The organism is Pseudoalteromonas sp. T1lg65, from assembly GCF_051930985.1.
Lineage (GTDB): Bacteria > Pseudomonadota > Gammaproteobacteria > Enterobacterales > Alteromonadaceae > Pseudoalteromonas.
In genome coordinates this window covers 3,147,332-3,174,331 of the sequence record NZ_CP196837.1, presented here as the reverse complement: position 1 = coordinate 3,174,331, position 27,000 = coordinate 3,147,332, and the positions used below count along the sequence as shown (strand labels likewise).

At 43.0% G+C, this 27,000-nt stretch carries 27 protein-coding genes; 9 read left to right on the top strand and 18 right to left on the bottom strand.

Going from position 1 to position 27,000, the window contains the following annotated elements; all coding sequences use genetic code 11:
- Positions 1 to 6 precede the first annotated feature (6 nt).
- Positions 7 to 1,548, bottom strand: a complete 1,542-nt coding sequence (gene gpmM, locus ACSLBF_RS14095; RefSeq protein ID WP_440053990.1) for a 2,3-bisphosphoglycerate-independent phosphoglycerate mutase — start codon at positions 1,546 to 1,548, stop codon at positions 7 to 9.
- A gap of 276 nt (positions 1,549 to 1,824) precedes the next feature.
- Here gpmM and ACSLBF_RS14090 point away from each other — a divergent pair, with 276 nt between their 5' ends.
- The 4 genes from ACSLBF_RS14090 (at position 1,825) to gpsA (ending at position 4,126) form a co-directional block, all read left to right on the top strand.
- Positions 1,825 to 2,256, top strand: a complete 432-nt coding sequence (locus ACSLBF_RS14090) for a rhodanese-like domain-containing protein (RefSeq protein ID WP_440053989.1) — start codon at positions 1,825 to 1,827, stop codon at positions 2,254 to 2,256.
- A gap of 12 nt (positions 2,257 to 2,268) precedes the next feature.
- Positions 2,269 to 2,526, top strand: a complete 258-nt coding sequence (gene grxC / locus ACSLBF_RS14085; RefSeq protein ID WP_440053988.1) for a glutaredoxin 3 — start codon at positions 2,269 to 2,271, stop codon at positions 2,524 to 2,526.
- Positions 2,527 to 2,620: 94 nt separating this feature from the next.
- Positions 2,621 to 3,115, top strand: coding sequence for a protein-export chaperone SecB (gene secB, locus ACSLBF_RS14080; protein WP_440053987.1), 495 nt, complete (start codon positions 2,621 to 2,623; stop codon positions 3,113 to 3,115).
- Positions 3,116 to 3,118: 3 nt separating this feature from the next.
- Entirely contained in the window at positions 3,119 to 4,126 is a 1,008-nt protein-coding gene (gpsA, locus tag ACSLBF_RS14075; protein WP_440053986.1) for an NAD(P)H-dependent glycerol-3-phosphate dehydrogenase, read from the top strand.
- Positions 4,127 to 4,162: 36 nt separating this feature from the next.
- Here the strand turns inward: gpsA and trmL are convergent, their stop codons facing one another.
- Positions 4,163 to 4,627, bottom strand: coding sequence for a tRNA (uridine(34)/cytosine(34)/5-carboxymethylaminomethyluridine(34)-2'-O)-methyltransferase TrmL (gene trmL / locus ACSLBF_RS14070; RefSeq protein WP_440053985.1), 465 nt, complete (start codon positions 4,625 to 4,627; stop codon positions 4,163 to 4,165).
- A 302-nt stretch (positions 4,628 to 4,929) separates the two neighbouring features.
- On the opposite strand from trmL, the gene ACSLBF_RS14065 reads away from it, so the two are divergent.
- Positions 4,930 to 5,760, top strand: a complete 831-nt coding sequence (locus tag ACSLBF_RS14065; RefSeq protein ID WP_440056241.1) for a cation diffusion facilitator family transporter — start codon at positions 4,930 to 4,932, stop codon at positions 5,758 to 5,760.
- Here the strand turns inward: ACSLBF_RS14065 and ACSLBF_RS14060 are convergent.
- The 10 genes from ACSLBF_RS14060 to nadC form a co-directional block, all read right to left on the bottom strand.
- On the bottom strand, positions 5,715 to 6,674 hold the full coding sequence (locus tag ACSLBF_RS14060; protein WP_440053984.1) for an alpha/beta fold hydrolase: 960 nt from the start codon (positions 6,672 to 6,674) through the stop codon (positions 5,715 to 5,717). The two genes, ACSLBF_RS14065 and ACSLBF_RS14060, sit on opposite strands and share 46 nt — an antisense overlap.
- Positions 6,664 to 6,804 (bottom strand): hypothetical protein, encoded by a 141-nt coding sequence (locus ACSLBF_RS14055; protein ID WP_440053983.1) that lies wholly within the window; start codon positions 6,802 to 6,804, stop codon positions 6,664 to 6,666. The genes ACSLBF_RS14060 and ACSLBF_RS14055 overlap by 11 nt, the downstream gene beginning before the upstream one ends.
- Positions 6,805 to 7,250: 446 nt before the next feature.
- The gene (locus tag ACSLBF_RS14050) at positions 7,251 to 7,421 is read right to left on the bottom strand and encodes a hypothetical protein (protein WP_440053982.1); all 171 of its coding nucleotides are present in this window, start codon (positions 7,419 to 7,421) and stop codon (positions 7,251 to 7,253) included.
- Positions 7,422 to 7,692: 271 nt separating this feature from the next.
- Entirely contained in the window at positions 7,693 to 7,935 is a 243-nt protein-coding gene (gene yacG / locus ACSLBF_RS14045; RefSeq protein WP_440053981.1) for a DNA gyrase inhibitor YacG, read from the bottom strand.
- A 335-nt stretch (positions 7,936 to 8,270) separates the two neighbouring features.
- Entirely contained in the window at positions 8,271 to 9,947 is a 1,677-nt protein-coding gene (gene pilB / locus ACSLBF_RS14040) for a type IV-A pilus assembly ATPase PilB (RefSeq protein ID WP_440053980.1), read from the bottom strand.
- Positions 9,948 to 10,013: 66 nt separating this feature from the next.
- Complete coding sequence (gene coaE, locus ACSLBF_RS14035) at positions 10,014 to 10,625, bottom strand: dephospho-CoA kinase (protein ID WP_440053979.1); 612 nt, start codon at positions 10,623 to 10,625, stop codon at positions 10,014 to 10,016.
- Positions 10,626 to 10,667: 42 nt separating this feature from the next.
- Positions 10,668 to 11,546 (bottom strand): prepilin peptidase, encoded by an 879-nt coding sequence (locus ACSLBF_RS14030; RefSeq protein ID WP_440053978.1) that lies wholly within the window; start codon positions 11,544 to 11,546, stop codon positions 10,668 to 10,670.
- An 85-nt stretch (positions 11,547 to 11,631) separates the two neighbouring features.
- On the bottom strand, positions 11,632 to 12,849 hold the full coding sequence (locus tag ACSLBF_RS14025; RefSeq protein WP_440053977.1) for a type II secretion system F family protein: 1,218 nt from the start codon (positions 12,847 to 12,849) through the stop codon (positions 11,632 to 11,634).
- Between the two features lie 69 nt (positions 12,850 to 12,918).
- The gene (locus tag ACSLBF_RS14020; protein ID WP_440053976.1) at positions 12,919 to 13,401 is read right to left on the bottom strand and encodes a pilin; all 483 of its coding nucleotides are present in this window, start codon (positions 13,399 to 13,401) and stop codon (positions 12,919 to 12,921) included.
- A 503-nt stretch (positions 13,402 to 13,904) separates the two neighbouring features.
- Positions 13,905 to 14,747, bottom strand: coding sequence for a carboxylating nicotinate-nucleotide diphosphorylase (nadC, locus tag ACSLBF_RS14015; RefSeq protein ID WP_440053975.1), 843 nt, complete (start codon positions 14,745 to 14,747; stop codon positions 13,905 to 13,907).
- 140 nt (positions 14,748 to 14,887) lie between these two features.
- Between nadC and ampD the strand changes: the two genes are divergently transcribed.
- Entirely contained in the window at positions 14,888 to 15,442 is a 555-nt protein-coding gene (gene ampD, locus ACSLBF_RS14010; RefSeq protein WP_440053974.1) for a 1,6-anhydro-N-acetylmuramyl-L-alanine amidase AmpD, read from the top strand.
- Positions 15,439 to 16,290, top strand: coding sequence for a beta-lactamase regulator AmpE (gene ampE / locus ACSLBF_RS14005; RefSeq protein WP_440053973.1), 852 nt, complete (start codon positions 15,439 to 15,441; stop codon positions 16,288 to 16,290). The genes ampD and ampE overlap by 4 nt, the downstream gene beginning before the upstream one ends.
- Before the next feature lie 45 nt (positions 16,291 to 16,335).
- On the opposite strand, the gene ACSLBF_RS14000 is transcribed toward ampE, so the two are convergent.
- Positions 16,336 to 18,837 (bottom strand): PilZ domain-containing protein, encoded by a 2,502-nt coding sequence (locus ACSLBF_RS14000; protein WP_440053972.1) that lies wholly within the window; start codon positions 18,835 to 18,837, stop codon positions 16,336 to 16,338.
- Positions 18,838 to 18,965: 128 nt separating this feature from the next.
- Between ACSLBF_RS14000 and radA the strand changes: the two genes are divergently transcribed.
- Positions 18,966 to 20,336 (top strand): DNA repair protein RadA, encoded by a 1,371-nt coding sequence (gene radA, locus ACSLBF_RS13995; protein WP_440053971.1) that lies wholly within the window; start codon positions 18,966 to 18,968, stop codon positions 20,334 to 20,336.
- Between the two features lie 104 nt (positions 20,337 to 20,440).
- Here the strand turns inward: radA and ACSLBF_RS13990 are convergent, their stop codons facing one another.
- Positions 20,441 to 21,772 carry a peptidoglycan DD-metalloendopeptidase family protein gene (locus ACSLBF_RS13990; RefSeq protein ID WP_440053970.1) on the bottom strand — a complete coding sequence of 444 codons (1,332 nt, stop codon included), beginning with the start codon at positions 21,770 to 21,772 and terminating at the stop codon, positions 20,441 to 20,443.
- Between the two features lie 152 nt (positions 21,773 to 21,924).
- Between ACSLBF_RS13990 and tyrS the strand changes: the two genes are divergently transcribed.
- Positions 21,925 to 23,124: a tyrosine--tRNA ligase gene (gene tyrS / locus ACSLBF_RS13985; RefSeq protein WP_440056240.1), complete on the top strand. Its 1,200-nt coding sequence runs from the start codon at positions 21,925 to 21,927 to the stop codon at positions 23,122 to 23,124.
- Between the two features lie 54 nt (positions 23,125 to 23,178).
- Here tyrS and ACSLBF_RS13980 read toward each other — a convergent pair whose 3' ends face one another.
- The 4 genes from ACSLBF_RS13980 to folE2 form a co-directional block, all read right to left on the bottom strand.
- Positions 23,179 to 24,138, bottom strand: coding sequence for a cobalamin biosynthesis protein CobD/CbiB (locus ACSLBF_RS13980; protein WP_440053969.1), 960 nt, complete (start codon positions 24,136 to 24,138; stop codon positions 23,179 to 23,181).
- Positions 24,138 to 24,845, bottom strand: a complete 708-nt coding sequence (gene mtnN, locus ACSLBF_RS13975) for a 5'-methylthioadenosine/S-adenosylhomocysteine nucleosidase (RefSeq protein WP_440053968.1) — start codon at positions 24,843 to 24,845, stop codon at positions 24,138 to 24,140. The genes ACSLBF_RS13980 and mtnN overlap by 1 nt, the downstream gene beginning before the upstream one ends.
- 131 nt (positions 24,846 to 24,976) lie before the next feature.
- Positions 24,977 to 25,567: a DUF2726 domain-containing protein gene (locus ACSLBF_RS13970; RefSeq protein WP_440053967.1), complete on the bottom strand. Its 591-nt coding sequence runs from the start codon at positions 25,565 to 25,567 to the stop codon at positions 24,977 to 24,979.
- A gap of 123 nt (positions 25,568 to 25,690) precedes the next feature.
- Complete coding sequence (gene folE2 / locus ACSLBF_RS13965; protein WP_440053966.1) at positions 25,691 to 26,611, bottom strand: GTP cyclohydrolase FolE2; 921 nt, start codon at positions 26,609 to 26,611, stop codon at positions 25,691 to 25,693.
- Positions 26,612 to 27,000: the final 389 nt, after the last annotated feature.

Here is a 27,000-nt window from a genome sequence, read left to right as displayed (position 1 = left end):
TAATAATTATTTAAGTAGCATTATTGGAGAGCCTGTCATTTCTATTGGTTGCTCCATACCAAGTAGATGCAACATGGTTGGTGCTACGTCGCTGAGTGACTTACCTGCTTGTGCTTGAGCGTCACGACCCACGTAAATAAACGGCACGGGCTCGCTTGTGTGTGCTGTGTGAGCTTGACCTGAGTTTGGATTGACCATCTGTTCTGCATTACCATGATCGGCGGTGATCAATGCTTCGCCACCGACTTCTTGCAGGGCATTCAGTACACGTCCTATGCATTTATCAACCGCTTCACATGCTTTCACCGCAGCTTCAAATACGCCGGAGTGACCTACCATATCACCGTTCGGATAGTTGCAGATGATCACATCAAATTCGCCACCATGAATTGCTTCGACCAATTTGTCGGTGAGCATTTCAGAGTTCATCTCAGGCTGGAGATCGTAAGTAGCAACTTGTGGAGAAGGAATTAACTCGCGTTTTTCACCCGGGAATAATTCTTCTCTGCCGCCACTGAAGAAGAACGTAACGTGGGCGTATTTTTCAGTCTCTGAAATACGCAACTGTGTTTTGTTGTGTTTAGCCAACCATTCACCCAAGACATTATTTAGTGCTTCAGGTGCAAAAGCGACGGGAGCCTCTATATCTGCCGCGTATTCGGTCATCATCACAAAGGCACTCAGTGCTGGTGTCTTTTTCTTCTCAAAGCCAGAGAAGTTTGCATCAACAAAGGCGCGAGTCATTTGACGTGCTCGGTCGGCTCTGAAGTTTAGGAATATCACCGTATCGCCATCTTCAATAGTGGCCGGGTTTTGTTGTGCAGTTTTTATTACTGTCGCGTCAACAAATTCATCGTTCTCACCTCTAGCGTATGCTGCTTCAAGCGCAGCGACACCGTTTTCATAACTATGTGGCGCTTGACCTAATACCATAAGATCGTAAGCTTTTTCGACACGATCCCAACGGTTATCTCGGTCCATAGCATAATAACGGCCAACGATAGTTGCTAATCTGCCACAGTTAAGGTCAGTGAACACCTGTTCCACGCGCTCAATTGAGGCTTTTGCACTGCGTGGTGGTGTATCGCGTCCATCTAAAAATGCATGTAAATACACTTGGACGCCTCGGCTAGCTGCCAGTTTTATCGCTGCAACGATATGATCTTCATGACTATGTACACCGCCAGGGCTTAATAGTCCCATCAAGTGAACCGCTTTGCCTTTAGCTGCCGCCTTTTCAATGTTTTCAACAAGTATAGGGTTGTGTTCAAATTCTCCATCTGTGATGGCTTTGGTGATGCGAGTAAAATCTTGGTAAACCACACGACCCGCACCCAAATTGACATGTCCGACTTCAGAATTGCCCATTTGCCCTTCTGGTAGACCCACATCTAAACCAGAACCAGAAATAAGAGTGTGAGGCACTGATTGCCATAGTTCGTCCATAACTGGAGTGTTTGCTGCTAATATCGCGTTACTTTCACTTTCTTCACGATATCCCCATCCGTCCAAAATCATTAAAACCAAAGGTTTTTTCTTAGCTGTCATTTGCACTCCTGAACATAGAAATTAGGCACGATATGTGACTCAACCCAGCCTATTTGGAGACCAGATAGATATAAAAATTGAGTCTTTAATCACGGTTACGCTGGCTTTTTCGTAGAATACCTTTTTTTGTATGAATATTCAGCCCCTAATACGCTCTATTCGGTCAGTTTACAGTTGATTTATCCTCAATTTGAACAAGTTTGTTTTGTGTCAACTAAAGAGGGTATACTTGCTGCCACTGAATACTTTGACGTTAGATTTTTGATTGGTAAGTTCATGGAACAATACATTACGTTTTTAGGAAACAATCCGGTACTAAGTATTATTTGGTTAGTGCTGGCTGCAATGTTAGTAGCAAGCTGGTTTAAGAGTAAGTTTTCTGCGATCCGACAGATCAATACGCAACAGCTTACATTACTAGTGAATCGCCAAGATGCTCAAGTACTAGATATGCGTACGCAAAAAGAGTTTAACCAAGGACATATTGCAGGCTCTGAGCTCATTAAAGCTGAGAAAGTAAAACAAAAAGATTTTACGGGCCTTGAAAAGTATAAATCTAAGCCCATTATACTTGTGTGTAACGCTGGTATGACGGCCTCTGCAGTTGCTGATAACATGCATAAAGCGGGTTACGAGCAAGTATTTGTACTGTCAGGTGGTATGGGTGCGTGGCAAAACGCTGGATTACCGTTATCAACAGGAAAGTAATTAGGATTTTTTATGAGTCAAGTTGTCTTATATACCAAAGATTACTGCCCTTTCTGTCATCGTGCGAAAGCGCTGCTGGATGCAAAAGGTGTCACATATACCGAATATGATATCGGTGCTAAGCCAGAACTTCGCGAAGAAATGATAGCTAAAGCCAATGGCGGACACACTGTTCCGCAGATATTTATCGATGATCACCATGTTGGTGGTTGTGATGATATGATGGCTTTGGAAGCGCAGGGCAAATTAGATCAATTATTAGAGGCTTAAAACCAATTAATACTGGTACATGCCATTAATCAATTTTATTTTTATTTAGGCTATAAGTTGTAGTCATCACCGCAAAAGAATTTTAGGAACCATCATGTCAGAGCAAAATCAAAACGAAGCAGCACAACAAGAAGGCGCACAATTCAACATTCAACGTATCTACACCAAAGATGTATCGTTTGAAACGCCTAACTCTCCAGCTATTTTTCAAAAAGAGTGGACGCCAGAAGTTAAGCTGGATATGGACACGCGTTCAGCAAAGCTTGACAACAATGTATTTGAAGTTGTGTTAGCACTAACTGTAACTGCGACGATCGGTGAAGAAACGGCTTTCTTATGTGAAATTCAGCAAGCAGGTATCTTCGCTATCGGCGATTTAGAAGAAGTACAAATGGCACATATGCTTGGTGCTTTCTGTCCAAACATTCTATTCCCATATGCGCGTGAAGCAGTAGCAAGCTTAGTTAATCGTGGTACATTCCCACAGCTTAACTTGGCTCCAGTTAACTTTGATGCACTTTTTGCTCAATACATGCAGCAGCGTGCAGCTCAGTCGCAAGAGCAAGCTGAGCAAACAGCTGACGCATAAGCGATGAGTACAGCAAAATCAGCTGTAACAGTATTGGGGGCGGGGTCGTATGGCACCGCCCTTGCTATTTGTTTTGCCCGCAATGGCCACAAAGTCACTTTGTGGGGGCGCGATAGCAAACACGTTGAGGCGTTAGCAGCTGAACGTCAAAATCAACGTTACTTATCTGATATTACCTTTCCCGAATCACTAGAGCTAGAGGCAGATCTGCAGCAAGCTGTGCAGTCAAGCCAGTTGGTGCTAGTGGTAGTACCGAGTCATGCATTTGCGGACACGTTAAAACGTATTAAGCCGATGTTGCTTAATGATTCTCAAGTTGCGTGGGCAACTAAAGGGTTAGAACCAAACACTGGGCGCTTGCTGCAAGAAGTGGCGTTAGATGTACTTGGTGATGGTGTGCCTTTGGCTGTGTTAAGTGGTCCTACTTTTGCGAAGGAAATGGCGGCGGGCTTGCCTACGGCGATTTCAGTATCATCAACCTGTGCTAATTTTCGAGAGAAACTTGCTGAACTGTTACACTGCGGTCGTTCGTTCAGAGTGTATAGCAATGACGATTTTATTGGTATCCAATTGGGTGGTGCGGTTAAAAACGTGATTGCTATTGGCGCTGGTATGTCTGATGGCTTCGGATTTGGGGCTAATGCCAGAACCGCATTGATCACACGCGGATTGGCTGAGTTATGCCGATTAGGCTGTGCGTTGGGTGCTAAGTCCGAAACGTTTATGGGTATGGCTGGATTAGGTGACTTAATCCTGACTTGTACTGACAATCAATCTCGCAACCGTCGTTTTGGATTGGCGCTCGGTCAAGGCAAAACGGTTGATGAAGCGATGCAGAGCATTGGTCAGGTCGTTGAAGGTTACCGTAATACCAAAGAAGTATATTTACTGGCGAAACGCACCGGCATTGAAATGCCCATTACCGAGCAAATCTATCAGGTCTTGTACGAGAATAAAGACGTGAAAGAAGCGGCAATGGCATTACTAGGTCGCGAGAAAAAAGCGGAATAACTTCTGTTCAATAAAAAAGCGGGGATGCCCGCTTTTTTATTTTGCACCAGCAAAGTCCAGTTGTCGCCACGACTCATAAACGAATACTGACACCGCGTTGGATAGGTTCATACTACGACTATCTGGACGCATGGGAATACGGACTCGTTGCGGCTCAGGGAGTGAATAGATAATGTCTTCTGGCAAGCCACGGGTCTCAGGACCAAATAACAAACAATCACCAGCTTGGTAGTCTACTTCATGGTGATATTTAGTTCCTTTGGTGGTGCAAGCAAATACTCTGGTTGGATTACGTTGAGCTAAATAGTCTTCAAAACAGGCATAGCGTTTTACTTCACTAAACTCATGGTAATCAAGGCCAGCACGTCGTACTCGTTTGTCATCCCAATCAAACCCTAATGGCTCAATTAAGTGTAATGAGTAACCTGTATTTGCACATAAACGAATAATGTTCCCTGTGTTTGGTGGAATTTCAGGTTGGTAAAGTACGATATCTAACATGATACACCTCAAAGCTAATTTGCCGGGCAGTATAACGGAAGCGTAGTTTTCTACAAGTGATACCAAGTCTACGCTAGGCATAACAAATTTGAGGCGCTAAATCTGTCGCTAATTGAATTTTTCTCCTCCGAATTTAGATTCACTCAACCGTAAAGACGCGCATACCGTAATCAGTTTTTCATTTCTGTACGGTAAGTTGTATGATTTAGCGATAGTGGAAGAAGTGTGAGGTTTTCGTGGATCGCAGTTATGAATTTTGGGTGAGACTTTCCAGTATTTTTACCATTACCATGGTGAGTTTGATGATCATTGCTAAATGTTGGGCATGGTTATCTTCTGGCAGTGCTGCGATGCTCGGATCTCTAACTGACTCTTTGCTGGATGTTAGTGCTTCGGTAATGAATTTTTTGGTATTAAGTTATGCACTGCGTCCGGCGGATGATGACCATCGGTTTGGTCATGGTAAGGCTGAATCTCTTGCTGGTATGGGGCAAGCGGCCTTTATTGCTGGATCAGCTAGCTTATTGGCGTTTCATAGTGTTGAACGACTTTATAATCCTACCGTTATGCCGCAATCTTTGTTTGGCGTGTGGGTCAGCCTTTTTGCCATTGTTTGTACTTTGCTAATCGTGTTGGTGCAAACCCAAGTAGTAAAACGGACTAAGTCGGTCGCTGTTAAAGCGGATGCATTGCATTACAAGGGCGATATTTTATTGAACTTGGCCGTACTAGCGGCGATAGTTCTTAACTACATTGACATCGGCTACGCAGACCCAATTTTCGCTATCGGAGTGGCAATCTATTTGCTTTACAACAGCTGGGAAATAGCAGGGGAAAGTGCAGCGCACTTGATGGATAAAGAATTGCCAGATGAGGAAAAAGCGGAAATAGTGCTTATCGCATCAAGCCACGAAGAGGTTTATGGTGTCCATGACTTAAGAACTCGGCAAAGCGGCAAGATTAAATTTGTACAACTGCATTTGGAACTGGATGACCATATGCCACTAGTCCGAGCTCATCAAGTCGCTGATGAAGTAGTCGCTAATATCAAAGCTGAGTTTGACGGAGAAATTGATGTGTTGGTGCATCAAGATCCGGTTTCATTAGCGGTAAGTGATGAGCAAAAGGCATAAAAGTCAGAGATTACCGCACTTCGAATAGGATCAGCTTCACACAAAAGTTCATGCTTGCCATCAAACAGCATACAACTAGCATCAGGATGGTGTTGTATAAACCGCTGTTGGGCGAGGTTATCGACAATGGTATCGTGTTTGGCCGATGCAAGCCTGATTGGAATCGCGAGCTTCGCCTTGGCTAACCGTTGACATGCACTAAGCGCTTCGTAAAGCCACGAAAAGCTAACCCCACCCAATTGTAGTTCTGGATAGCTATCGTATAACCCTCTAAAAAGGGCATATCGAATGGAGCAGCCCGTTAATTCGTTATTGGCAAAAGGTTTATTGATATAGGGCTGTTGCCCGATGGCGTAGTGCTTGCCCAAGCCAAGCAAGCAAGCGCAACCGGCAATAAACTTTGCTACCCCTGCTGGATAAGGAGCGGTATTTATCCCGAGCATTGGAGCACTTAGATAAAGCCCGTGAATGGTGTTTGTTTGATAGCGAGTCAGATAATCACACGCAATTGCTCCGCCCATGGAATGTGCCAATATCACCTGCGGTACGTTACTATTTGGACTGACAATATTTGCAATAAAGTTGTGTAGCGTGTCGCCGTAGTCAGAAAAACACTGAATATGACCAATTTGGTGATTTTTCAGCGGGCGAGGGGAATAACCTTGACCTGGGTGGTCATAACTAAATACCGCGATTTGATTTTTCGCAAACTCCCAAAACAATTCTCGATATTTGTGGGCTGATTCGATTCTGCCATTGACCAATATCACAGTGTAACGAGGCTGAGATGGCACGTAATAGGCGTAAAACAGTTTACCGGAAGGGCTCTGAAAATACCCCTTTTGGCATTGCTGCCAATGCTTATCAATGTTGGGAAGGTGCTGCTCTAGCTGCTTACTCTCACTAATGTACATATTTTTCAGAATTGGCAGGTAAGGTAATACCTATCCCAAAGCCTTGAGCGTCTTGAAGTTCGATATTTGCATCATGCACTGTTAAGCCATGCAGTGCAACCGCAAGTCCAAGACTAAATCTATTATCCATTTGGATAAGAGTCTTTTTGCCGCTAACTTTGAACTTGGGGCGGTGAGGCCCGCGAAAAAGAAGGAGAAGAATCCCCTTCTCAAGTTATACCAATTCTCTTAATTAGTTGAGCAACTTTGAGTCGAGAAAAGCGAGTTGATAACTCCGCTCTCGCGTCCTGCTACCGCTAAGGTACCTACGTCCGTGTAGGCACCGCTCTCGCGTCCTGCTATCGCCAAGGTACCTACGTCCGTGTAGGCACCGCTCTCGCGTCCTGCTATCGCCAAGGTACCTACGTCCGTGTAGGCACCGCTCTCGCGTCCTGCTATCGCCAAGGTACCTACGTCCGTGTAGGCAAGGCGAAAATTTGCTATTTAGTTGTTCTAAATGAGAAATTTTTAACGCAGTTAGCAGCAGATTTTATCTCTCAAATTGGTCATATATTAATGTGAATTGGTATTATATGCCTATCTATTGCATTCTTTAGGCATCGTTGGGCAATAGACTCCAAACTGCGAGAAGCATTCCATATAAGTGCCTAAATATCCACCCGCGACTTGTGGGGTGAGCTTATTCGCTAATGGTGCAGGTTCTTGTGATAGTTTCTTAATGCTTTTCTTTTGCAAATTGAGTTTCATTTTAATTTCCTTATGACTAATTGTGATTGCTAGCAATCGACTGTGTACAACAATGTACCCAAAAAATATGACATCAGGGTACGACTAGGTCAACTGCGTAATATTCATCTTGAGGGAACTTTATCACTTGAATAAAACTTAATTGAAAAAAGTTTTATTTTATTATATATCATATGGTTAGTTTGTTTTATCGTGGGTGGGGGAAATTACTGAAGCAGCGGCATGAGCTAATTTAAATCGTTAAATTAGACTCACACCAGCATAGTGTTACCTACTCTTTAAAAAAGCTATCTTCATTGTTGGCAAGCATGGCTTCTATATCTTCGATCATGGCTTGCGCATCTTGTTCGGACATATCTGCATTTTGCATTGGCGTAGAAATTTTATGTGATTCTTCAGACCACTCACCTAAATCTATCAATTGGCAGCGTTTGCTACAAAATGGACGGAATGGACTTTGTGCCGTCCACTCCACTTGGTTTTCACAAGTTGGACAGTTTACTTTAGTCACCATAAAAGCACCTCTTTGTTTAACGGCCGCAGTGTATCGCTAAATGGATATATGATCCAATCTGTGGCGGTTACTAGAGCCTGTTGTTCTTTGCTGTTTGATGTTTGTTCTCTTTAGTGGGTTTTGAGGGCGGCGCTCGACTTGCCACCCAGTAATCTAAGCAAAAGTTGCGTAACAATGCACAAAGCGCACAGGGGTGAACCCGAACAGCTGCGCTTGATTGGCGTTTCAACTATGTAATCGCCTGACTCATCTAGCATAACGATGCTACGCAGGCTCTGTCTTGTATGAATGCCAATCAAACAGCGGCAAAAGCAAACTTGAAAGATCAACTGGCCCTAATAGCTTGTGACACGATTAATTTCAGTGAGGGATGTGAGCCCTTCAGCCGCCTTTTTAAGCCCTGATTTGCGAAGGTTTGAGAAGCCCTGTAGCTCAGCTTGCTCTGCAATTTGTAGTGAGTTTCCTCCTTCCATAATTAGATGGGAAATTTCACTGGTGACTTTCAGTACTTCATAGATCCCGACGCGGCCTTTATAGCCGTCGGTACAGTGTTCGCACCCTTTTGGCGAGAATAACGTTAAGCTTTTAATCTGCTCAGCAGTAAAGCCTTGTGCAGCTAATACGTCATCAGGCAAAGTTTCTGGTTGTTTGCATTTAGGGCAGAGCCTTCTTGCCAAGCGCTGTGCAATAATCAAGTTAATAGAACTGGCTACGTTATAGGCAGGTACGCCCATATTCAATAATCGGGTAAGGGTCTCAGCTGCTGAGTTAGTGTGTAGAGTACTCATCACTAAGTGACCGGTTTGTGCCGCTTTTATCGCAATCTCGGCCGTTTCTAAATCTCGGATCTCACCCACCATGACCACATCGGGATCTTGTCGTAAAAACGCCCGTAATGCATTGGCAAATGTCATCCCCGCTTTGGGATTGATTTGAACTTGATTAATCCCTTCTAAGTTAATTTCTACCGGATCTTCTGCTGTGCTGATGTTTCGCTGCGGCTGGTTGAGGATGTTTAAGCCAGTATACAAGGACACGGTTTTACCAGAACCCGTAGGGCCGGTTACTAAAATCATGCCTTGAGGCTGGCTTAGCGCTGTTAAATACATTTGCTTTTGTTCTGGCTCATAGCCGAGTACATCAATACCTAACATGGCGCTAGATGAGTCTAAGATCCGCATTACGATTTTTTCACCCCACATGGTTGGCAGGGTACTGACACGAAAATCGATGCTCTTACGCTCGGAGATTTTTAGCTTGATACGTCCATCTTGTGGCTTGCGTTTTTCTGCGATATCCAAGTGCGCCATCACTTTGATACGGGCGGCAAGTCGATTTGACAAGGTATTAGGGGGACTGGCCATTTCATGTAGTAAGCCGTCAATTCTGAAGCGCACGCGGTAGCGTTTTTCATACGGTTCAAAATGCAAATCGGATGCACCTTTTTTGATGGCGTCCATCAAAATTTTATTGATATAGACAATGATTGGGGCATCGTCTTTATCTTCAGAGCGGTTTTCCTGCTGTGGTACATCCTCGACTTCTAAATCGGCAAACTCTTGGAACTCAGAATCTGAGAGCGATAATCCACCCGTTGCATCGAATAACTGATCAATTTTTCGTTCTAGCAGCTTGTAATCAGCGACCACGACTTCACATTGTAAACCCGTGCTGAACTCAAAGTTTTCAAAAGCATCAAAATCCGTTGGATCTGAGGCGGCAATGTATAGCTTACGGCCTTTCTTGCGCAGTGGCAGAATAAGATGCTCACGGATCAGTTTTTCTTTAACAAGATCCTCTGGGATTTCTCGTATATCAAAGAAATTCAAATCAAAGCAGGGGACTTTAAAATGTTCAAGACATTGCTCGGCTAATTCTTTTGGAGAAAGCCCTGAACTCAAGCAGATTAACTCAGCAGTGGAATTAGCTTGCGCTTGATGAGATTTTATCTGTTCTGCGGTTACCACGCCAAGGGTCATAAATTTACGTAGTAGAGGGGAGTGATGTTCCATAAAGCCTCTTAAATGTCAGTTATTTATGGCGACTCAATTAAAAGCTTACTCTATACCGCGGTGTTTTTACAGCGGTTTTGCTTGTTTAATAAAGTCCATATGCAGCTTTGCCAATTCAGCCAGCGTTCCGTCAAGCGGGCGATTGTTATTGATAATAATATCAGCATGTTGCTGTTTTTCTTCACGAGACATTTGTGCATCAATAATTCTGTGTACTTGCGTTTCATCAACATTGTCCCGCGCACAAGTTCTAGCTACTTGGATTTCTATGGGAACATCAACGAGTAGCGTTTTATCGCAATATTGTTGTAAGTTGTTTTCAAAGAGCAAAGGGGCCGATAACACGACGTAAGGGCTAGTTGCGCTTTCAAGCTGTTCAATCATAGCGTTACGGATCAATGGATGCATCAGGTTATTCAACCAAGTTTTTTCTTCGTCTTTGGTGAAAATAATCTCTCTGAGTTTCGCGCGATTGAGTGTGCCGTCAGCATGTAAAATTTGCTCACCGAAGTGCGCCACAATTTGCTTAAGCCCTTCGGTATTTGGCGCGACAACGTCACGGGCAACGACATCGGCGTCTACGACAATAATGCCTTGCTGCTCAAGATAATGAGTTAACGCCGATTTTCCAGCGCCAATGCCTCCGGTAATGCCAACTATCCAGTTTTTTAACTTCATAATAGGTTTACTTCTTTCATCATGGCTCTGTGGGTAAACACCTTAAGACAGTAACAAATTTACGTACCAGTGCTGTAATTGTTCACCGTAGAGCAAAGTAATCCATCCTGCTATTGCGAGATACGGACCAAAAGGAATGGGTGTCGCTTTGTTTTTGCCTTGTACCGAAAGCTGCACACTTCCGATAATAGCACCAACAACACTGGATAGTAGCACGATAGTTAGAATGGCTTGCCAACCCATTAACGCGCCAAAAATAGCCAGTAATTTAAAGTCGCCATAGCCCATGCCTTCTTTGCCGGTAACCAGTTTGAATACCCAATAGACACTCCACAAACTGAGATAACCCACAGCCGCTCCAATTAATGCCTCGGTCGGAGAAATGCCTAAACCAAAGGCACTAGCGAGTAACACTAGCCACAACGTAGGCTGAGTGAGCTGGTCGGGTAGCAGCATCTCGTCAATATCAATAACGGTGAGAGCGATCAACACCCAAGTGATAACGATGTAAAGTACGGCTTCGGCTGTTGCGCCAAAGTGCCACGCAACCCAAAGGGATAATAATAGGGTGGCTAATTCAACCAAGGGATAACGAATTGAGATAGAAGCTTGGCACGATGCACATTTTCCTCTGAGCCATAGCCAACTGAGTAAGGGGATATTTTGCCAAGGTTTAATTGGTGTTTTACAGCTAGGGCAATGAGAATGAGGAAAAACTAAATTAAAACGTTGCTCTTTGGTATCTTCGGCGTGCTCAAGTTCTAACAATACACGGCATTCAGTTTGCCAGTTCGTTTTCATCATTTTGGGTAAACGTAAAATCACCACGTTTAAAAAACTGCCAATACAAACACTAACAAGAGCGACAGTAAGCAGCCAAAACCAGCTTTGAGTTTGTAGTAAAATAAGTACTTCTTGCATAGTGGAGTGTTGTCCTAGCCTTGTTGTTATTGGTTGCAATCAGAGTATCGTTTGATAATCAGTATGGTGAGCACTAGTCGTAAGGTTAGATAACTGAGCCAAGCTGGAAAATAGGTAAGTACATCGCAACAATCAGGCCACCGACGACCACGCCCAATACCACCATAATAATCGGCTCAAGCAGGGTAGATAAACCATCTACCGCATCATCGACTTCTTGCTCATAAATGCTGGCTGCTTTGCCTAGCATACTGTCTAGCGAACCTGATTCTTCGCCGATGGCGACCATCTGTACCACCATATCAGGAAACACGTTGGTATTACGCATCGCCCAATTCATTTGATTACCAGCGTTAACCTCAGCTTTGATCTCTTTGATAGCGCTTTTATAAACGCTATTTGCAGAGGCACCCGCTGCAGAGTCAAGCGCATCACCCAATGGCACGCCAGCAGCAAAGGTTGTTGATAGGGTACGAGCGTACCGTGCCACGGCGGCTTTTCTTAAAATACCACCAACAATAGGTAAGCGCAGTAGCAGTCTGTCATTGAGGCTGCGAAATGCTTTACTTCTAAATAGCAGCTCTTTATAGGCATAAATCCCAGAGATCAACGCGATAACAATGATCCACCAATAAGCCTGAGCAAATTTGGAAATGCTGATGACCATTAGGGTAAATGCCGGAAGCTCGGCGCCAAAACTACCAAAAATATCTTGGAATTGCGGCACTACAAAGATCAATAAGATGGAAGTTACAATAAGTGCGACCACCATCACCGCAATAGGATAAAACAACGCTTTTTTTATTTTTGATTTTAGCGCTTCGGTTTTTTCTTTATACACCGCGATGCGGTCAAAAATTCGATCCAGCGCTCCGGATTGCTCTCCTGAGTGCACTAAGTCACAATACAAATCATCAAAGTATCTAGGGTAGGCGCGTAATGAGCCCGCCAGTGACTGCCCGGCTTTAACTTCATCAGCAACATGGTTGATTAATTTGGTGAGGCTTTTATTTTTTACGCTGGTGGCCACCATTTCCAGTGTTTGTACTAAAGAAACCCCTGCCGATAACATGGTCGCGATTTGCCTCGTCACGGTTGCGATATCTTGAGAAGCGATTTTATCAGTACCACCCAGGCCAAATAACGGCTTAGGCTTGCGTTTAACCTTAGATGGGGTAATACCTTGTTTTCTTAACTGGGCTTTAACCAGCGCAACGCTTTCGCCAGTCATTTCACCGCTGAGTTTTTTACCACGGTTACTGACGCCAGCCCAAATAAAAATATCAAGGTTATTTTGTTTCATGGATGCCTTTAAAAGAAAAAGAAGAGGAAGCAATTCCTCTTCTTTACTTTACTCAGTGTTGGTTAGTTGTTACGTGGTTGGTGTCGCTGCAGCAGCTACAGTACAGCTGCTAGGTAACCATGCTGTAGAAGCATTTCCTGTTGCAGCACCAGTACAAACCCATTGAGAAATATTGAAGCCAGCAGTGAAGTTTGCAGCAGTTGCGTTTGTAGCCGCGTTACCTACACCAGTCTGTGGTGTTAATGTGATGGTTAATCCAGTAAGGTCATCATCGCCAGTTACTACAATTACACCTGCAGCAGACACATCAAGTGCACCAGCAAACTGAGTTGCAGAGAAGCCTGCATCACAATCATCCGGATCTTGACCTATCTGTGCTTTTTCACTAACACAGGTTTTTGCTGTACTGGCAGCAAGTAATACTTCAGATGCTCTAGCGCGGTTGGTGTAATCTTGATACTGCGGCAAGGCCACCATGGCTAAAATGCCGATGATTGCTACCACAATCATTAATTCGATAAGGGTAAAACCACCCTGTTGTTTGTGTGTCATGATGTGTCTCCTAAGAAGAAAAATTACAAAACCGTTCTGGGCCGAGTTAGTTCATTGCTAGCAAACGGTAATAAACCTTGGATGCTATTTGGGAATAACTCTTATTTAGTTTTGTTATAATAAATAATATTATAATTCTATTTATTATAACAATTAAACTTTAATTACTCGCGGCAAAATTCTATTGGTTAAACACATTGTAGCAGTATTTAAAAATAGCTGGTGTGTTACTTAAAACACGATTCATGCATTTTACTAAATACCGGATAAGTATGCTTAAGTGTGCCGTCCATAGCGCGCGTGTTCAAAGTAAAAAAGAATGTGCCTAAAGCTGTTCAAAATGAGTTCATTCTTTTTTCGTATTTAACTTTTTTTCAAAATATTTGTCAATGACATAAGTCAATCAGAGGTGAGAAAAAGCGGGAAGTAAATAATCGTTCTGTGACGTGTTTTTCTAGTTATTATTTAGTAGTAAAACACGTCACAGAGAGTAGAGTGCATGTCTATTCAAAACGCATGGATAAATCAATGCTGTGTAAATGTTTAGTCAGTGCACCGCTAGAAATAAAATCAACCCCAGCTTGTGCGTAGGTCGTTAAGGTTTCAATGGTCATATTACCCGACACTTCTAAGCGCGCTTGCTTATTGGTTATGGTAACGGCGCGGCGGATATCTTCCACGCTAAAGTTGTCGAGCATAATAATATCGCTGCCTGCATCTAACGCTTGTTGTAGCTCATCTAGGCTTTCGACTTCCACTTCAACGGGCTTGTCTGGGTGGTTTTGTCTGGCAGCAGCGACCGCTTTAGCAATGCCACCACACGCGGCAATATGGTTTTCTTTGATCAAATAAGCATCAAAAAGGCCAATTCTATGGTTTTCTCCACCACCACATTTCACTGCATACTTTTGCAGGGCTCTTAAACCCGGAATGGTTTTGCGGGTATCTAATAGTTTGGTGTCGGTGCCTGCCAGTACCTTAACATAGCGAGCTGTGGTGGTTGCGGTACCGGACAAGGTTTGCACAAAGTTCAAGGCGGTTCTTTCTGCGGTCAGTATGGCTCTTGCAGAGCCCTTAGCGGTAAACAATCGAGTGTTCGCTTTAACATGCTCACCATCATTTACTAATACATTAACCTGTACACTCGGGTCGACCTGTTTAAAAACCTCTAGGATTAGGGCTTTGCCAACAAACACGCAATCTTCACGGGTGATAACGTAGGCGCTGGCTATTTCTGCTGCTGGAATGAGTGCAGCGGTAATATCGCCTTGATTCGGTGATTGGTGGTTGAGATCTTCGGCTAATGCTTGCTGGACGAGATGTTCTACGAGTGCTTGATCGATCATATTGGCAACGTGCTTATTGTAAAAAATTGCCGGAAATTTTACGCGTGTTTGTGACAATGTACAATTATCTTATATTTACCCGCGATTTTTTGACTTAGATCTTATGCTTGGGTAGTTTATCAACAAAAACGAGGAGCCGCATGATGTCGACTTTGCTACCGTTTGCAAAGCATCAACAAAGCCCATTTTGTGATGCACGTCCTGAGGAACACGAAATTGACTTATTGGTGATCCACAATATTTCTTTACCTGCAGGGAAATTTGGCACTGATTATGTGGACGACCTATTTATGGGGACCATTGACTGTGATGCGCATCCTAGCTTTTCAGATCTAAATGGTCTGACTGTGTCGGCGCATTGCTTTATTCGTCGAGATGGTTCTGTCACGCAATACGTGCCTTTTAATCAGCGCGCGTGGCACGCTGGCGTGTCACAATTTGACGGGAGAATACGATGCAATGATTTTTCCATTGGCATTGAACTTGAGGGGACGGATCTTCATCCGTATACCGATGAACAATATGAAACCTTGGTGAAAGTGACACAATTCGTGCAAGCTCTCTATCCAAAAATTACAAAAAACCGTATTGTAGGGCACTGTGACATTGCGCCGGGAAGAAAAACGGACCCTGGCGCGTCATTTGATTGGGCCCATTATTTTACACTTCTTGATAACGCAGAGGATCAGGTATGATCTTGATATCTATTATATTGGCTTTAATTATTGAGCGCCTAGGGGCGAAGGAAAGGTATTGGCAAAGTGAATATTATTTGTGCCAATACTATCAAAAAACCAAAAAGCATATTGCCCATGATGGTTTGTTGGGGTCAACCTTTGGCACCATGCTATGGGTACTTGTTCCCACTTGTATTATTGCTGTAATTTTTAACTTAAGTGAGGTCATTGTCTGGCAATTTATTGTCAATGTAGTGATTTTACTAGTGTGTTTTGGCTGTGCTAATTACCGCGACTTATATAAAAAGTATTTAAATGCTCTGACCCGAGGTGATAACGAAGCCGCCACCTTGTATGCATTACAAATGGGGCAAGATAAATTAGAACACGAACCGGGTGGCGAGACATTTGGACAAACGTTGGCATGGATTAACTTTCAGCATTATTGTGCGGTGATGTTCTGGTTTGTGGCGCTAGGTGCGCCGGGCGCAGTGTTTTATGCTTCTGTAAGACAACTGGTACATTGTCGTGATAACTTAGTTGACACACCGCTTGAAAGATTAATGCCACAGTTTAGTCGACTTTACTTTGGACTGAACTGGTTGCCTGCACGAATTGCCAGCTTTGGCTTTTTAATCATCGGTAACTTTTCGAAGGGGACTTCAACCTGGATTGGTTATTTACTGGATTTTAAAACATCAAATCGCAAAGTCGTTACTAACATTGCGCTTGCTGCAGAGCAAATCGAGCAGCAGTTTTTGGGGTGCACCTTTGAGGCGACCTGTATGATGCGGTTGGTTAAACGCAATATATTGTTTTATCTAGTTATTATTGCGGTCTTAAGTTTATTGGGTGTAGTCGATTAACGAGCAAAAAGGTAGCGCACCGCGGTATCGAGCTGTGCGCTATTGTTAGTTACTTACTATCTTTTTTTGCCACTCTTTTTTACGTTCTTGCATCATGGCCACCAATTGCTGGTCGATTGGTAGATTTTCAAGTACGAACTCAGAAATATCGATCAGATCGCATACCCCGGTGACAGACCAGAGCGCTTCTTCTAAGTCCTTCGCTTTGTGAATAGCATAATGACTGATATACCTGAGTTCGTTGGCAAGGTAATCCATATCAGGGCGACCTGTTTTTGAAATATACACGTCATAAACGAAAAGCAGCTCTTTGCGAAGTGCGTTTTTCAAAAATAGGTGTAATTCCTTAAAGCTATTTCCTGCCGGAATACATTCTGCCTTCATCGCTTCGTGTTGTTTGTGTTTGCTGGTGTTAAAACGAATGAACAGGGTGTACCGTAAAGGTTTATCTTGGCGCGAAATACTCTTTAAAGTTTCGGTCAAAGTTTCTTCAATAAATCTATCTGGGAAAACGGCTTTTGCATCAATGTGATCTTGTCCATCTTCTCTGAAAGAGTGCAATATTTTATGCAGTGAAGTTGGATAGAGGCCTTGACCAATTGCGCCTACTGCATTGTGAGAGGTCTCTTTTTGCAAGTAGAGCGGAAATTGGCAAACTGACTTCGTTACCATGTTTCTCAGTGCTAAAGATAACCCTGGGATCTTCGGAGCTTCATCACAGGCGACGAGTTTATTTTTATTGTTTTCAATTAACACTCTGAAAAAGTGGACCGCTGAGTGATCCAAATCGCCAATTTTTGCCACTTTTAAATTAATAATGGTCTTGGCTTTATTGACCGCCATCACCTCATACCTTAATTTGGTGAGGTCGTAGCTTTTGGTAATCCTTTGTAGGTCGAGCAAATCAACATGAATGTAATCTCCTTTTGCGATAGGTAAAGGTTGAGGACATTCAACTTGCATCCCCATTACCGAAAAGTCTCGAGTTACGCCCTGCACACTCCCTTTACCATCAATGTGGATGGCTACGTGCGTTTTGTACAAATATCGTTTATGTGCTCGTAAGTTAACATATTCTAAAGAAACGACTTCTAGCGGCGGCGGCGTTGCCGATTTACCATGACCAAAGAGTTTCAGTTTGTTCACCAGTGCTTGGTCAAATTGTAGTGTTTGGAAATGTTCCGTTATATCCGGTTGGCTTACCTCGGTAACCAACAGCAGATGCTTTACATCTTGAATAAACCCTTGCACTCTCGGGGTGGGTTTTTTATTGAGCTTTTCGACATTTTTCCCAGCGCTAGTGGGTAATGAAAGTGGAATGTAGGCGTCTTCATGATGACTTGGCATCATTTGTATTTTAAATACGCGCCAGCTGTCTTTTTTGCTGCCAAATCCAAGAAACAAGTCTCGAAGTTGCGCGTGCTCTTTTAATTCATGATCAAACGCTGAGTAGAAGTAAATTTTGCCCTTACTTGAATGCGTAAATACATAGCAATATGCCTCTTTTACGGCGCTTTTCTGGGTTTGTAAGTAACGTAGTCTTTTTGAGCTAAAAATCTGGTAAAGCGAAGAGCTCTTTTGTTCATCTTCGAAGTAATAGTTTACATACGCATTGTTTTCGTTAGTCAGTACCATGCTTGGGTAAAGGTGGTTTTTGCGTTCACTAACAAACATAAACAATGAACTGACACGTGGTAAGTAATACTGCTCATAGCCCTTACAAACCACAGCATCCAAGGTGTTATCTAGATTTATCTTATAGCGTCTTTTGTTACCATGAATAAAGCTATTTAAGAACTCATCAAACCCCGGCTTATGCTCAATAAAGGTCCTTTTCAAGCGTACTTGGTTGTATTCGACAGTACCTTGTTCTACCGCGACGACTTCGTATTGGATCCCTTCTTTGAGGCCAAGCTCAAAGTCTTGCTCTAATCCAACCAGTCTTATATTTAATAACTTACCGGGTTCGACTTTAATTGCGACGGGCAATTTAATTTTAGCCCCGCTGAGGGATATGTCTGAAGTAGTCGCTGCAATTCTGGGTTCATTGCTATTTACTTCTACTGAAATCTTGATGGAATAATTCATGCGCTCTTCGGAGCGGCATTCATAAGACGCAAAGCGAATAAGTGGAGTGTAGTTATGGTGATCTTTTTCTTGTTCTACTTTTTCGGCTTTTTCTACTGCATTCCTTTGCATGACCTTAAAGTTGTTTTCAGTGCTCATTACGGCTTCGTATACCGCTAACGTATAGCCACCAAGACGTGCAACTTCTCGTTCAAACACTTCAATCGCGATATCGTCCATAAAGTGTTGTTTGCCTTGGTACTCGTAAGGTTTCACTTCGCCAGCGACTTGTCCCCGCAAATCGATAAAGCGAGCGATAGGTTGTGATAACCGTGTCATTTCCATTTTCAGTAGGAACTGATCTGGTTTAGAGAGTTTTGCCGTTTTTTGCTTAAAAATACGCTCAAAGGCAGGATCACCAAGATCTGCTTTCAACTCGTCAATTAAGCTTTGGTATTGTTGTAATTTATCTTCAGGCATAAACAGTTTTACACGCGCTTGTTAACTTATGACCATTGGGCCAGTGCCATAATTATGTCACTATATGGCTCATCATTTGTTATTCTCAACTTATTATTGTTTATAAGCAAGATATATACCTGTAATTTATGGCGAAAAAGAAAACAGCATTTGTCTGCAATGAGTGTGGTGCCGAATTTGCCCGTTGGCAAGGTCAGTGTTCAGAGTGTAAATCGTGGAACACCGTCACGGAGTTTCGAGTACCCTCTGTAAAGTCAGCACCGATAGGGGGTTCAACATCCGGCTACGCCGGGTTGGTGGAAGCCAAAGTGCAAACATTGGATGAAGTAAACCTCGAACAACTTCCTAGGTTCTCAACAGGATTTAAGGAATTTGACCGAGTTTTAGGAGGTGGAGTTGTTCCGGGGAGTGCAATACTTATCGGTGGTAGTCCAGGCGCAGGGAAAAGCACCGTGTTACTACAAACTATGTGTCGACTAGCCGAAACCATGAATACGCTCTACGTTACCGGCGAGGAGTCGCTGCAACAAGTTGCCATGCGAGCAGCGCGATTGGGATTACCGACTAACAAACTCAAGACGCTCGCAGAAACCAATGTTGAGACTATTTGTCAGCTAGCACTACGAGAAAAACCCAGCATTATGGTGATTGACTCCATCCAGGTAATGCACATGAGTGATATTCAATCGGCCCCAGGAAGCGTTTCTCAGGTCAGAGAAAGTGCTGCATATTTGACTCGCTTTGCTAAGCAGAACCAAGTTGCCATCATTATGGTTGGTCATGTAACCAAAGATGGTACGCTTGCCGGCCCAAAAGTGCTCGAGCATTGTATTGATTGTTCAATTCTGCTGGAAGGGAGTGCAGATAGTCGATTCCGTACCCTAAGAGGTAATAAGAACCGTTTTGGGGCAGTCAATGAGCTTGGTGTGTTTGCCATGACAAGTCAGGGGTTGAAGGAAGTCAGCAACCCTTCCGCGATATTCTTAAATCGGGGAGAGGAGCAAACTCCCGGCTCATTGGTTATGGTGATTTGGGAAGGAACACGACCGCTGTTAGTCGAAGTACAAGCTTTGGTTGATTATTCTCAACTCGCCAATCCAAGGCGTGTTACTGTGGGGTTGGAGCAAAATAGGTTGGCGATGTTGCTCGCTGTTTTGCACCGACACGGAGGATTACAAGTTGCTGATCAGGACGTATTCGTTAATGTTGTAGGGGGAGTAAAAGTCACCGAAACAAGCGCTGATTTAGCCTTGATTGCAGCATTGGTATCTAGCTTCAAAAACCAGTCATTAGACAGGCAGCTCGTCGTGTTTGGAGAAGTCGGACTTGGCGGTGAAATAAGGCCTGTGCCTAGTGGCCAAGAAAGACTAAAAGAAGCTGCTAAACACGGGTTTAAAAGAGCTATTTTACCAAAAGCAAACCAGCCCAAAGAGGTAATTGAAGGGATGGAGGTGGTCGGTGTCTCAAGCTTAAGCGAGGCACTAGAAGCCCTATTTTAGTAGCGACGAATCTATAAACGGTTCTAGTCGTAAGGGCTAAGATCAATAAAGGCAGCGCTAGCTGCCTTTATTGTTTGATAGTTATCAACGGCTAAAAGCGACTCTTATCTCGCTGCTAGCATTAGTTCTCGGTTACGTTGTAATTTAGCCACTAACTGAGAAGCAACTGGTTTAAATTTAGCCAGTTCAGCTTTCGGTAACGGCTCTGATTTTGGCAACTTAACCGTTTTAGGGTTGCGATGTACGCCATTAACTAAAAACTCGTAATGTAGATGAGGTCCAGTAACACGACCTGTAGAACCGACAGTACCAATTTTTTGACCTTGCTTTACCTTTTGCCCATTTTTAACATGGCGCTTATTAAGATGCAGGTATTTCGTGATGTATTTACCGCCGTGCTGGATAAATACGTGATGACCATTTAAACGGTCATAACTGGCTTTAATCACTTTACCGTTACCTGATGAAACCACAGGCGTACCAACACGAGCAGCGTAGTCAATGCCGCGATGAGCAGAAACTCTGCCTGTTACAGGATGAAGTCGTTTCGGGTTAAAGTTGGAGCTGATGTACTTGAAGTTAACAGGCGCGCGCAAGAAGGCTTTTTTCATACTTCTGCCTTCCGGTGTGTAATAGTCACCGTCAGTATGGCGTACGGCGCTGTAACTTTCGCCTTGATTAATAAATTCAGCAGCAATGATTTTGCCTGTGCCGATTTCTTCACCATCAACAAAAAAGGTTTCGTAAATCAACGAAAAGGAATCACCTTTTCTGATATCGTTCGCAAAATCGATGTCCCAGCCAAAAATATCCGCAAAGTTCATGATTTGACGTTCACTCAAACCTGCTGAAATACCTGCACTCCAGAAGCTGGAATTGATTTGGCCTGTTGCGGCATTTTCTCGCACTTCTATTTCTTTGCTTTCAATGCGTGTCTCGTATTTGCCTTCACCATTGCGGGTAATGAACAGGGTATCAGTTTTTGAGAGTACATATTTTAATTGTGCGAGATCACCATTACCATCACTGGCAAAACTTAATACCTCACCAGGATGAATTTTGGTTAATTTTCGAGTCTCGGCATTGGTACTTACAACGTTATGAACGGTTTTTGCTGAATAACCGGCTCTTTTAAAGATTAAAGCTAAATTGTCCCCTGGCTTAACCTGATGATCAGTAAATTGGAATTCTGCCTGGTTGTTATCCGAATTGCTTGAAGCTTTTGGAGCTGCATCTAATTCTGTTAGTTGTTCTGTTTTTTCAGCGACTTTGACCGGTAACTCGTAACGTTTACCGACTTCTAATGCTTTACCATTATTATCTCGAGAAGCTGTTGCTTTTTCAGAAGGGATCAGGGCAATTCCGACCATCGCAGAGAGGAAGCCGATAATGAGCACTTTGTGCCTTTTGGGGAGCTTATGAACGACATGAACCATAATGCGCCTTTTCTGCTGTCAAGAACTTTTCTAATGATTATTTCAGGATATACGTAATAAACAGTGAATACCAGAGTTTTGTGCATTTAAACTCACAGAAATATACGCTAGAATCGAGCGATTACAACTAATTATCTGTTGGAGCAAGAATGGTGGACTTTGAAACTGCACTCGCCGAAATAAAAAGAGGTGCAGAAGAGATATTAATTGAAGATGAGCTAAAAGAAAAACTCAAATCGGGCAAAAAACTGCGTATTAAGGCGGGATTTGATCCTACAGCGCCAGATTTGCATTTAGGTCACACTGTTCTTATCAATAAATTGAAGACTTTTCAGGACTTAGGTCACGAAGTGATTTTCTTGATCGGTGACTTTACAGGAATGATTGGGGATCCAACAGGCAAAAATGTGACGCGTAAACCGCTCACACGCGAAGATGTGCTAGCAAACGCTGAAACATATAAAGAGCAGGTTTTTAAGATTCTAGATCCAGCCAAAACCACCGTTGCTTTTAACTCAGAGTGGATGGAAAAACTTGGTAGTGCAGGCATGATAAAACTTGCAGCCAGACAAACGGTTGCTCGAATGCTTGAACGAGATGATTTTAAAAAGCGTTATAATGGTGGCCAATCTATTGCCATTCATGAATTTTTGTATCCGTTAGTTCAGGGCTGGGACTCCGTTGCTTTAGAGTCAGACGTAGAACTGGGTGGAACCGATCAACGTTTTAATTTATTAATGGGACGCGAGTTACAAAAAGAAGAAGGACAAAAGCCACAAACCGTATTAATGATGCCATTACTTGAAGGCACTGATGGCGTTCAAAAAATGTCTAAGTCACTAGGTAACTACATCGGTATTACGGATGCGCCAAATGATATGTTTGGTAAAGTGATGTCTATTTCTGATGATTTAATGTGGCGTTACTATGAACTACTGAGTGCTAAATCTTTGGAAGATATCGAAGGGTTGCGCGGTGAAGTTGCAGCCGGTCGTAATCCTCGAGATATCAAAATCGAGTTTGCCAAAGAAATGATAGCGCGCTTCCATAGTGAAGAAGACGCTGAAGCAGCGCACCAGGACTTTATTAAGCGCTTCCAAAAAAATGCGCTACCAGATGATATTCCTGAAGTCACAATTACCATCGATACTGCTTCAACCTTTATCACGACAGCACTAAAAGAAGCTGGACTAGTTGCCAGCACGTCGGAAGCCATCCGTATGATTAAGCAAGGTGCAGTAAAATTAAACGGTGAGCAGAAAGTAACTGACTCAAAGCTAGAAGTAGTAAAAGGAAGCAGTGATATTTACCAAGTGGGTAAACGTAAATTTGCAAAAATCACTATTTCATAGTTATAGCAATTGTTTTAACCAAAAAGCCGGGTCGCAGCCCGGCTTTTTTTGTGTTTAGCCTAGCATTGAAAATGTAATATTTGCGCAAACCATTAACAGCGCAAGAGTTGCTATAAATAGCCAGCGCATTTGCGTTAATAGTTTCAACGTATCGGTAATTGCCTCGCTGCAGGGCTGTTGTTTGCTGCCAATTCGCATAACATTGTAACGCTCCCCCAAGTAAAATCGAGGGCCTGCAAGTTGAATGTTGAGATTGGCTGCAAAAAAACTCAATATCCAGCCTGAATTGGATTGTGGATAATGACGGCCGTAGTGTTTTATGTAATGCCAGCTTTGCTTTCCATTGAGCAATAGCATAAAAAATAAGACGAGTATGCGAATAGGTAAATACTCGATAAACCATATCGTACGCTGAATGGGTTTAATAAAAGCACTATTTGGCTTTGCCACTTTGCGCCATGCATGGTCGCAAATCATTAATAGCTTATAGAGTAAAGCGATATAGGGTCCAAGAAGTGCGTATAGGCTTGCGACAACAAAAAACTGGCGTATCGAATTTAATACGGTGCTATCAAGCGTAGCTTTACTTATCCCCATTTCACTTAGCTGATCTACCTCCCTTGCAACCATGCTTTTTAGTACTGCTCTGGCGGTTACTTTTTGATGATTACTCAGTAGCTTGGCAATGCGTTTAGCTTTGTCTTCATGGCTGGCATCAAGACACAGAAATAATACCAGTCCGCTCAGCCATTCGGGATAAAAAGCAAATTGAAGCAAAGCAAAGGTAAGCAAAATGGTCGTGAGGATCGGCAAAACAAAGCCAAGTGTGCCAGCAAGGGTTTGATAAGACGTGTTGGCTTTGGGCTTGTAAACACGTTCAGCGACGGCTTTAAAAGTAAGGTAAAGCAGTAAGTTGGGATGATATACGGAAGAGATCCGCAAGCCAAGGCTGGCGAAAACAGCAACTAGAAACACGAACAGGCCCAAATGGGCCTGAAGCAGTGTTTCCAACACTATAGCTGGACCTCTGTCAGCTTATTCAGTAAAGCTACAACCATTTTCGAAGAATTAACTGATGCCACTTCTAAATATTCTTCAAAAGACTGTGGCGACTCTTTGCCAGCAATGTCGGAAAGCGAGCGAATAATTACGAACGGCGTGTTGAGTGAATGACAAGCCTGTGCAATTGCTGCACCTTCCATTTCAACCGCAAGCATAGACGGGAAATCGTTGCGTGCTTTATCAATTTTTACCGGGTCGCACATAAATGAATCGCCAGTACAGATTAGGCCGATCATAGTTTGGATATCAGCTAGTTCATGTACACTTTGCTCTGCAGCCTTGACTAAAGCAGTATTGGCTTCAAACGCTGCTGGCATTTGTGGAACTTGACCAATTTCGTAACCGAATGCGGTTACATCTACATCGTGATGGCGAACTTCGCTTGAAATTACCACATCACCCACATTTAACGACGGTTCGAAACCACCCGCTGAGCCGGTATTGATGACACAATCTGGAGCAAAGTTGTCGATTAGTAATGTGGTGGCGATGGTTGCTGCAACTTTACCAATTCCAGATTGCACTAGAGTGACTTCATGGCCTGCAAGTTGGCCAGAGTAAAAAGTAAAACCACCTTTAGTTAGGGTTTGTGGGTTTTCCATAGTATTACGCAAAATGGTAACTTCTTGTTCCATTGCGCCAATGATGCCAACTTTCATATATTTTTCCTGAACTGGATAAGTCATAGTAAGTATTAGGCTAATTATAACCTGAGCTGAGCAGACAAATCTATCCGCAGCTTTTTATGGGGCGGGTGACAAAAAAGACGAGCAGCTGCTCGTCTTTAAAGTTAGATTTCTGCCAGTTGTGTTGACTGGGCTTTAGCCTGAGATGGAGATAACACCGCTGGTTTGAAGGTGCGGTTGCGAGTTTTCTTGGGGACATCTGGTTGCTTGCCAAGCTTAAAGAGAATCGCAGCTCTTACCTCTGAACTTTGATATCCAGTTTTTACTTTCATTCTAATGTGAGGGATTTTTGCAGACTCAAGTGCGCCACTGACAAACCAGTCTTTTTGCGCTTTGTGACCGTTCTTATTCGAGTTATTTACTAAATCAACAGCAGCGACAACGTTCAACGTTTCTTTGTCTACTAGAACGAAGTCTAATTGCTTGTTTTTCGCCTTGGTTAGCGCAGCACGCTTTGCTTTATTTGATATACCAGGCTTACATTCAAGGACATCGATTAGTTTAACTCGGCTAACTATCTTAAATTTGTCGCCTACAGCTCTTTCTAACAATTGTAGGAAAGAAGCTTCGACGGTCGTGAACACCGAATCTTTTCGGTTAAACGGGTAAGGATTGCCGCCTGCATCGGTATATTTCGACACAACGATGGAAGCAACGATAACCAATGCCAAAATAGCTAGTAACGCAAATTCCATAAGTAGACTCCAAAACAAAAAAATGACACTCGGAATTATTAAGCAATAGATGTGCCATGAAATTTGTCAATGGAGGGCGGCTGCGAATAAAGTGCAGCCTACAAAGAATGAATTGCTATTGTGCTAAGGACGGTATCCGCTTGGGAGCCCTTTGACGGCATAGGCCACTGCATCGTGAGCATGAAGTGATTCATAGTGATTTATTTTAATATAAAAGTCTTTAAAAGGCAGAGAGTTAAGTTTTGCTTTTAATTTTCTAGCTGCATCTTCGCAAAACATCAGGTTTTGTCCATTCAGTCTTGCAAATTCTTGTTCATCTTCACGTTTAACTGCGGCTTGCACAGGTGTCTTTAATTCATCTTCCAGCAAGTCAATCAAGCCAATAACATCAAACTCGGTGATATTTTCAGGTAACTGCACTTTGATATTTGCAACAGAACGCTGTGAGTGTGGTGTTGCTGGAACGCCCTCAGTGGTGCCAAGCCATGCATAGATAGCTTCATGGTCTAAAGTCTGGCCTTTAAATTGCTCATGAAAAGCGCTTTGAATTAACTGTCGAGATAGAGCTGCTGAGCAAGGGCAGGTAGATGAATAAGTTACATCTAACGCGAGTTCTAGAGTGTAGATACCGTCAATGACCATTGCTGTGATCGTCACAGGGTAGGCTTTCCAGCCCATTTTTTGACTTAATAAAGAAGCTCTTCTCAACGGTAGTTCAAATTGAAAATGTACTTTAGCACTATTACTCAAATCGCTATGAGTCGTTATGAACTCATCTAACACCGCTTTTATTGTCTGTGGAGTGAGAGTCTTCTCACACGAAAGTGTATCGAGAGCCAAAAATAGCCTAGACATATGAATGCCTTTGGCGTCTTCTTTGTGCAGATTAACGAATGCGTCGGCTTTTGCAGTGACATGAGTTTGCATTTGTCCTTTCGACTCAAGGACTAAGGGAAGCTCTATGTTACCCATACCAACCCAATCTAAGGTACCAGCTTGTAAAGCTTTAACATTGTGCGCTATGTCTGGCATATTGTTTTGCATCTACACTCTCTACAGTTACAGCATTAAAAGTGGCGCATAATACAGCAAAAATAGAAGAGTTGGGATGCTTGAATGAAAGCTTAATGACAAAAAATAGGGCATTTGTGAAGTTAGCAATACAAAATTAGTGGCTACTTTATGGATCAAGCGGAAACTTTTGCTGGCAAATAAATACTTAACCTCTGGTGTGGATAAGGGTTTTGAAAGATCATATTATGAATAGCCCGCTATTTTTCATACCCGATAATGACATTTAGCTCAATATCAAAAGGCGTTTTTACCCAGTATATAGCTGGCAATTGTAAGTGGAAATCACGCTGAAAGCGGCTAAATTAGGATAATTTAGAAAATTCGCTTATCTACAGCAGAAATTACTTATTTCGGTGACA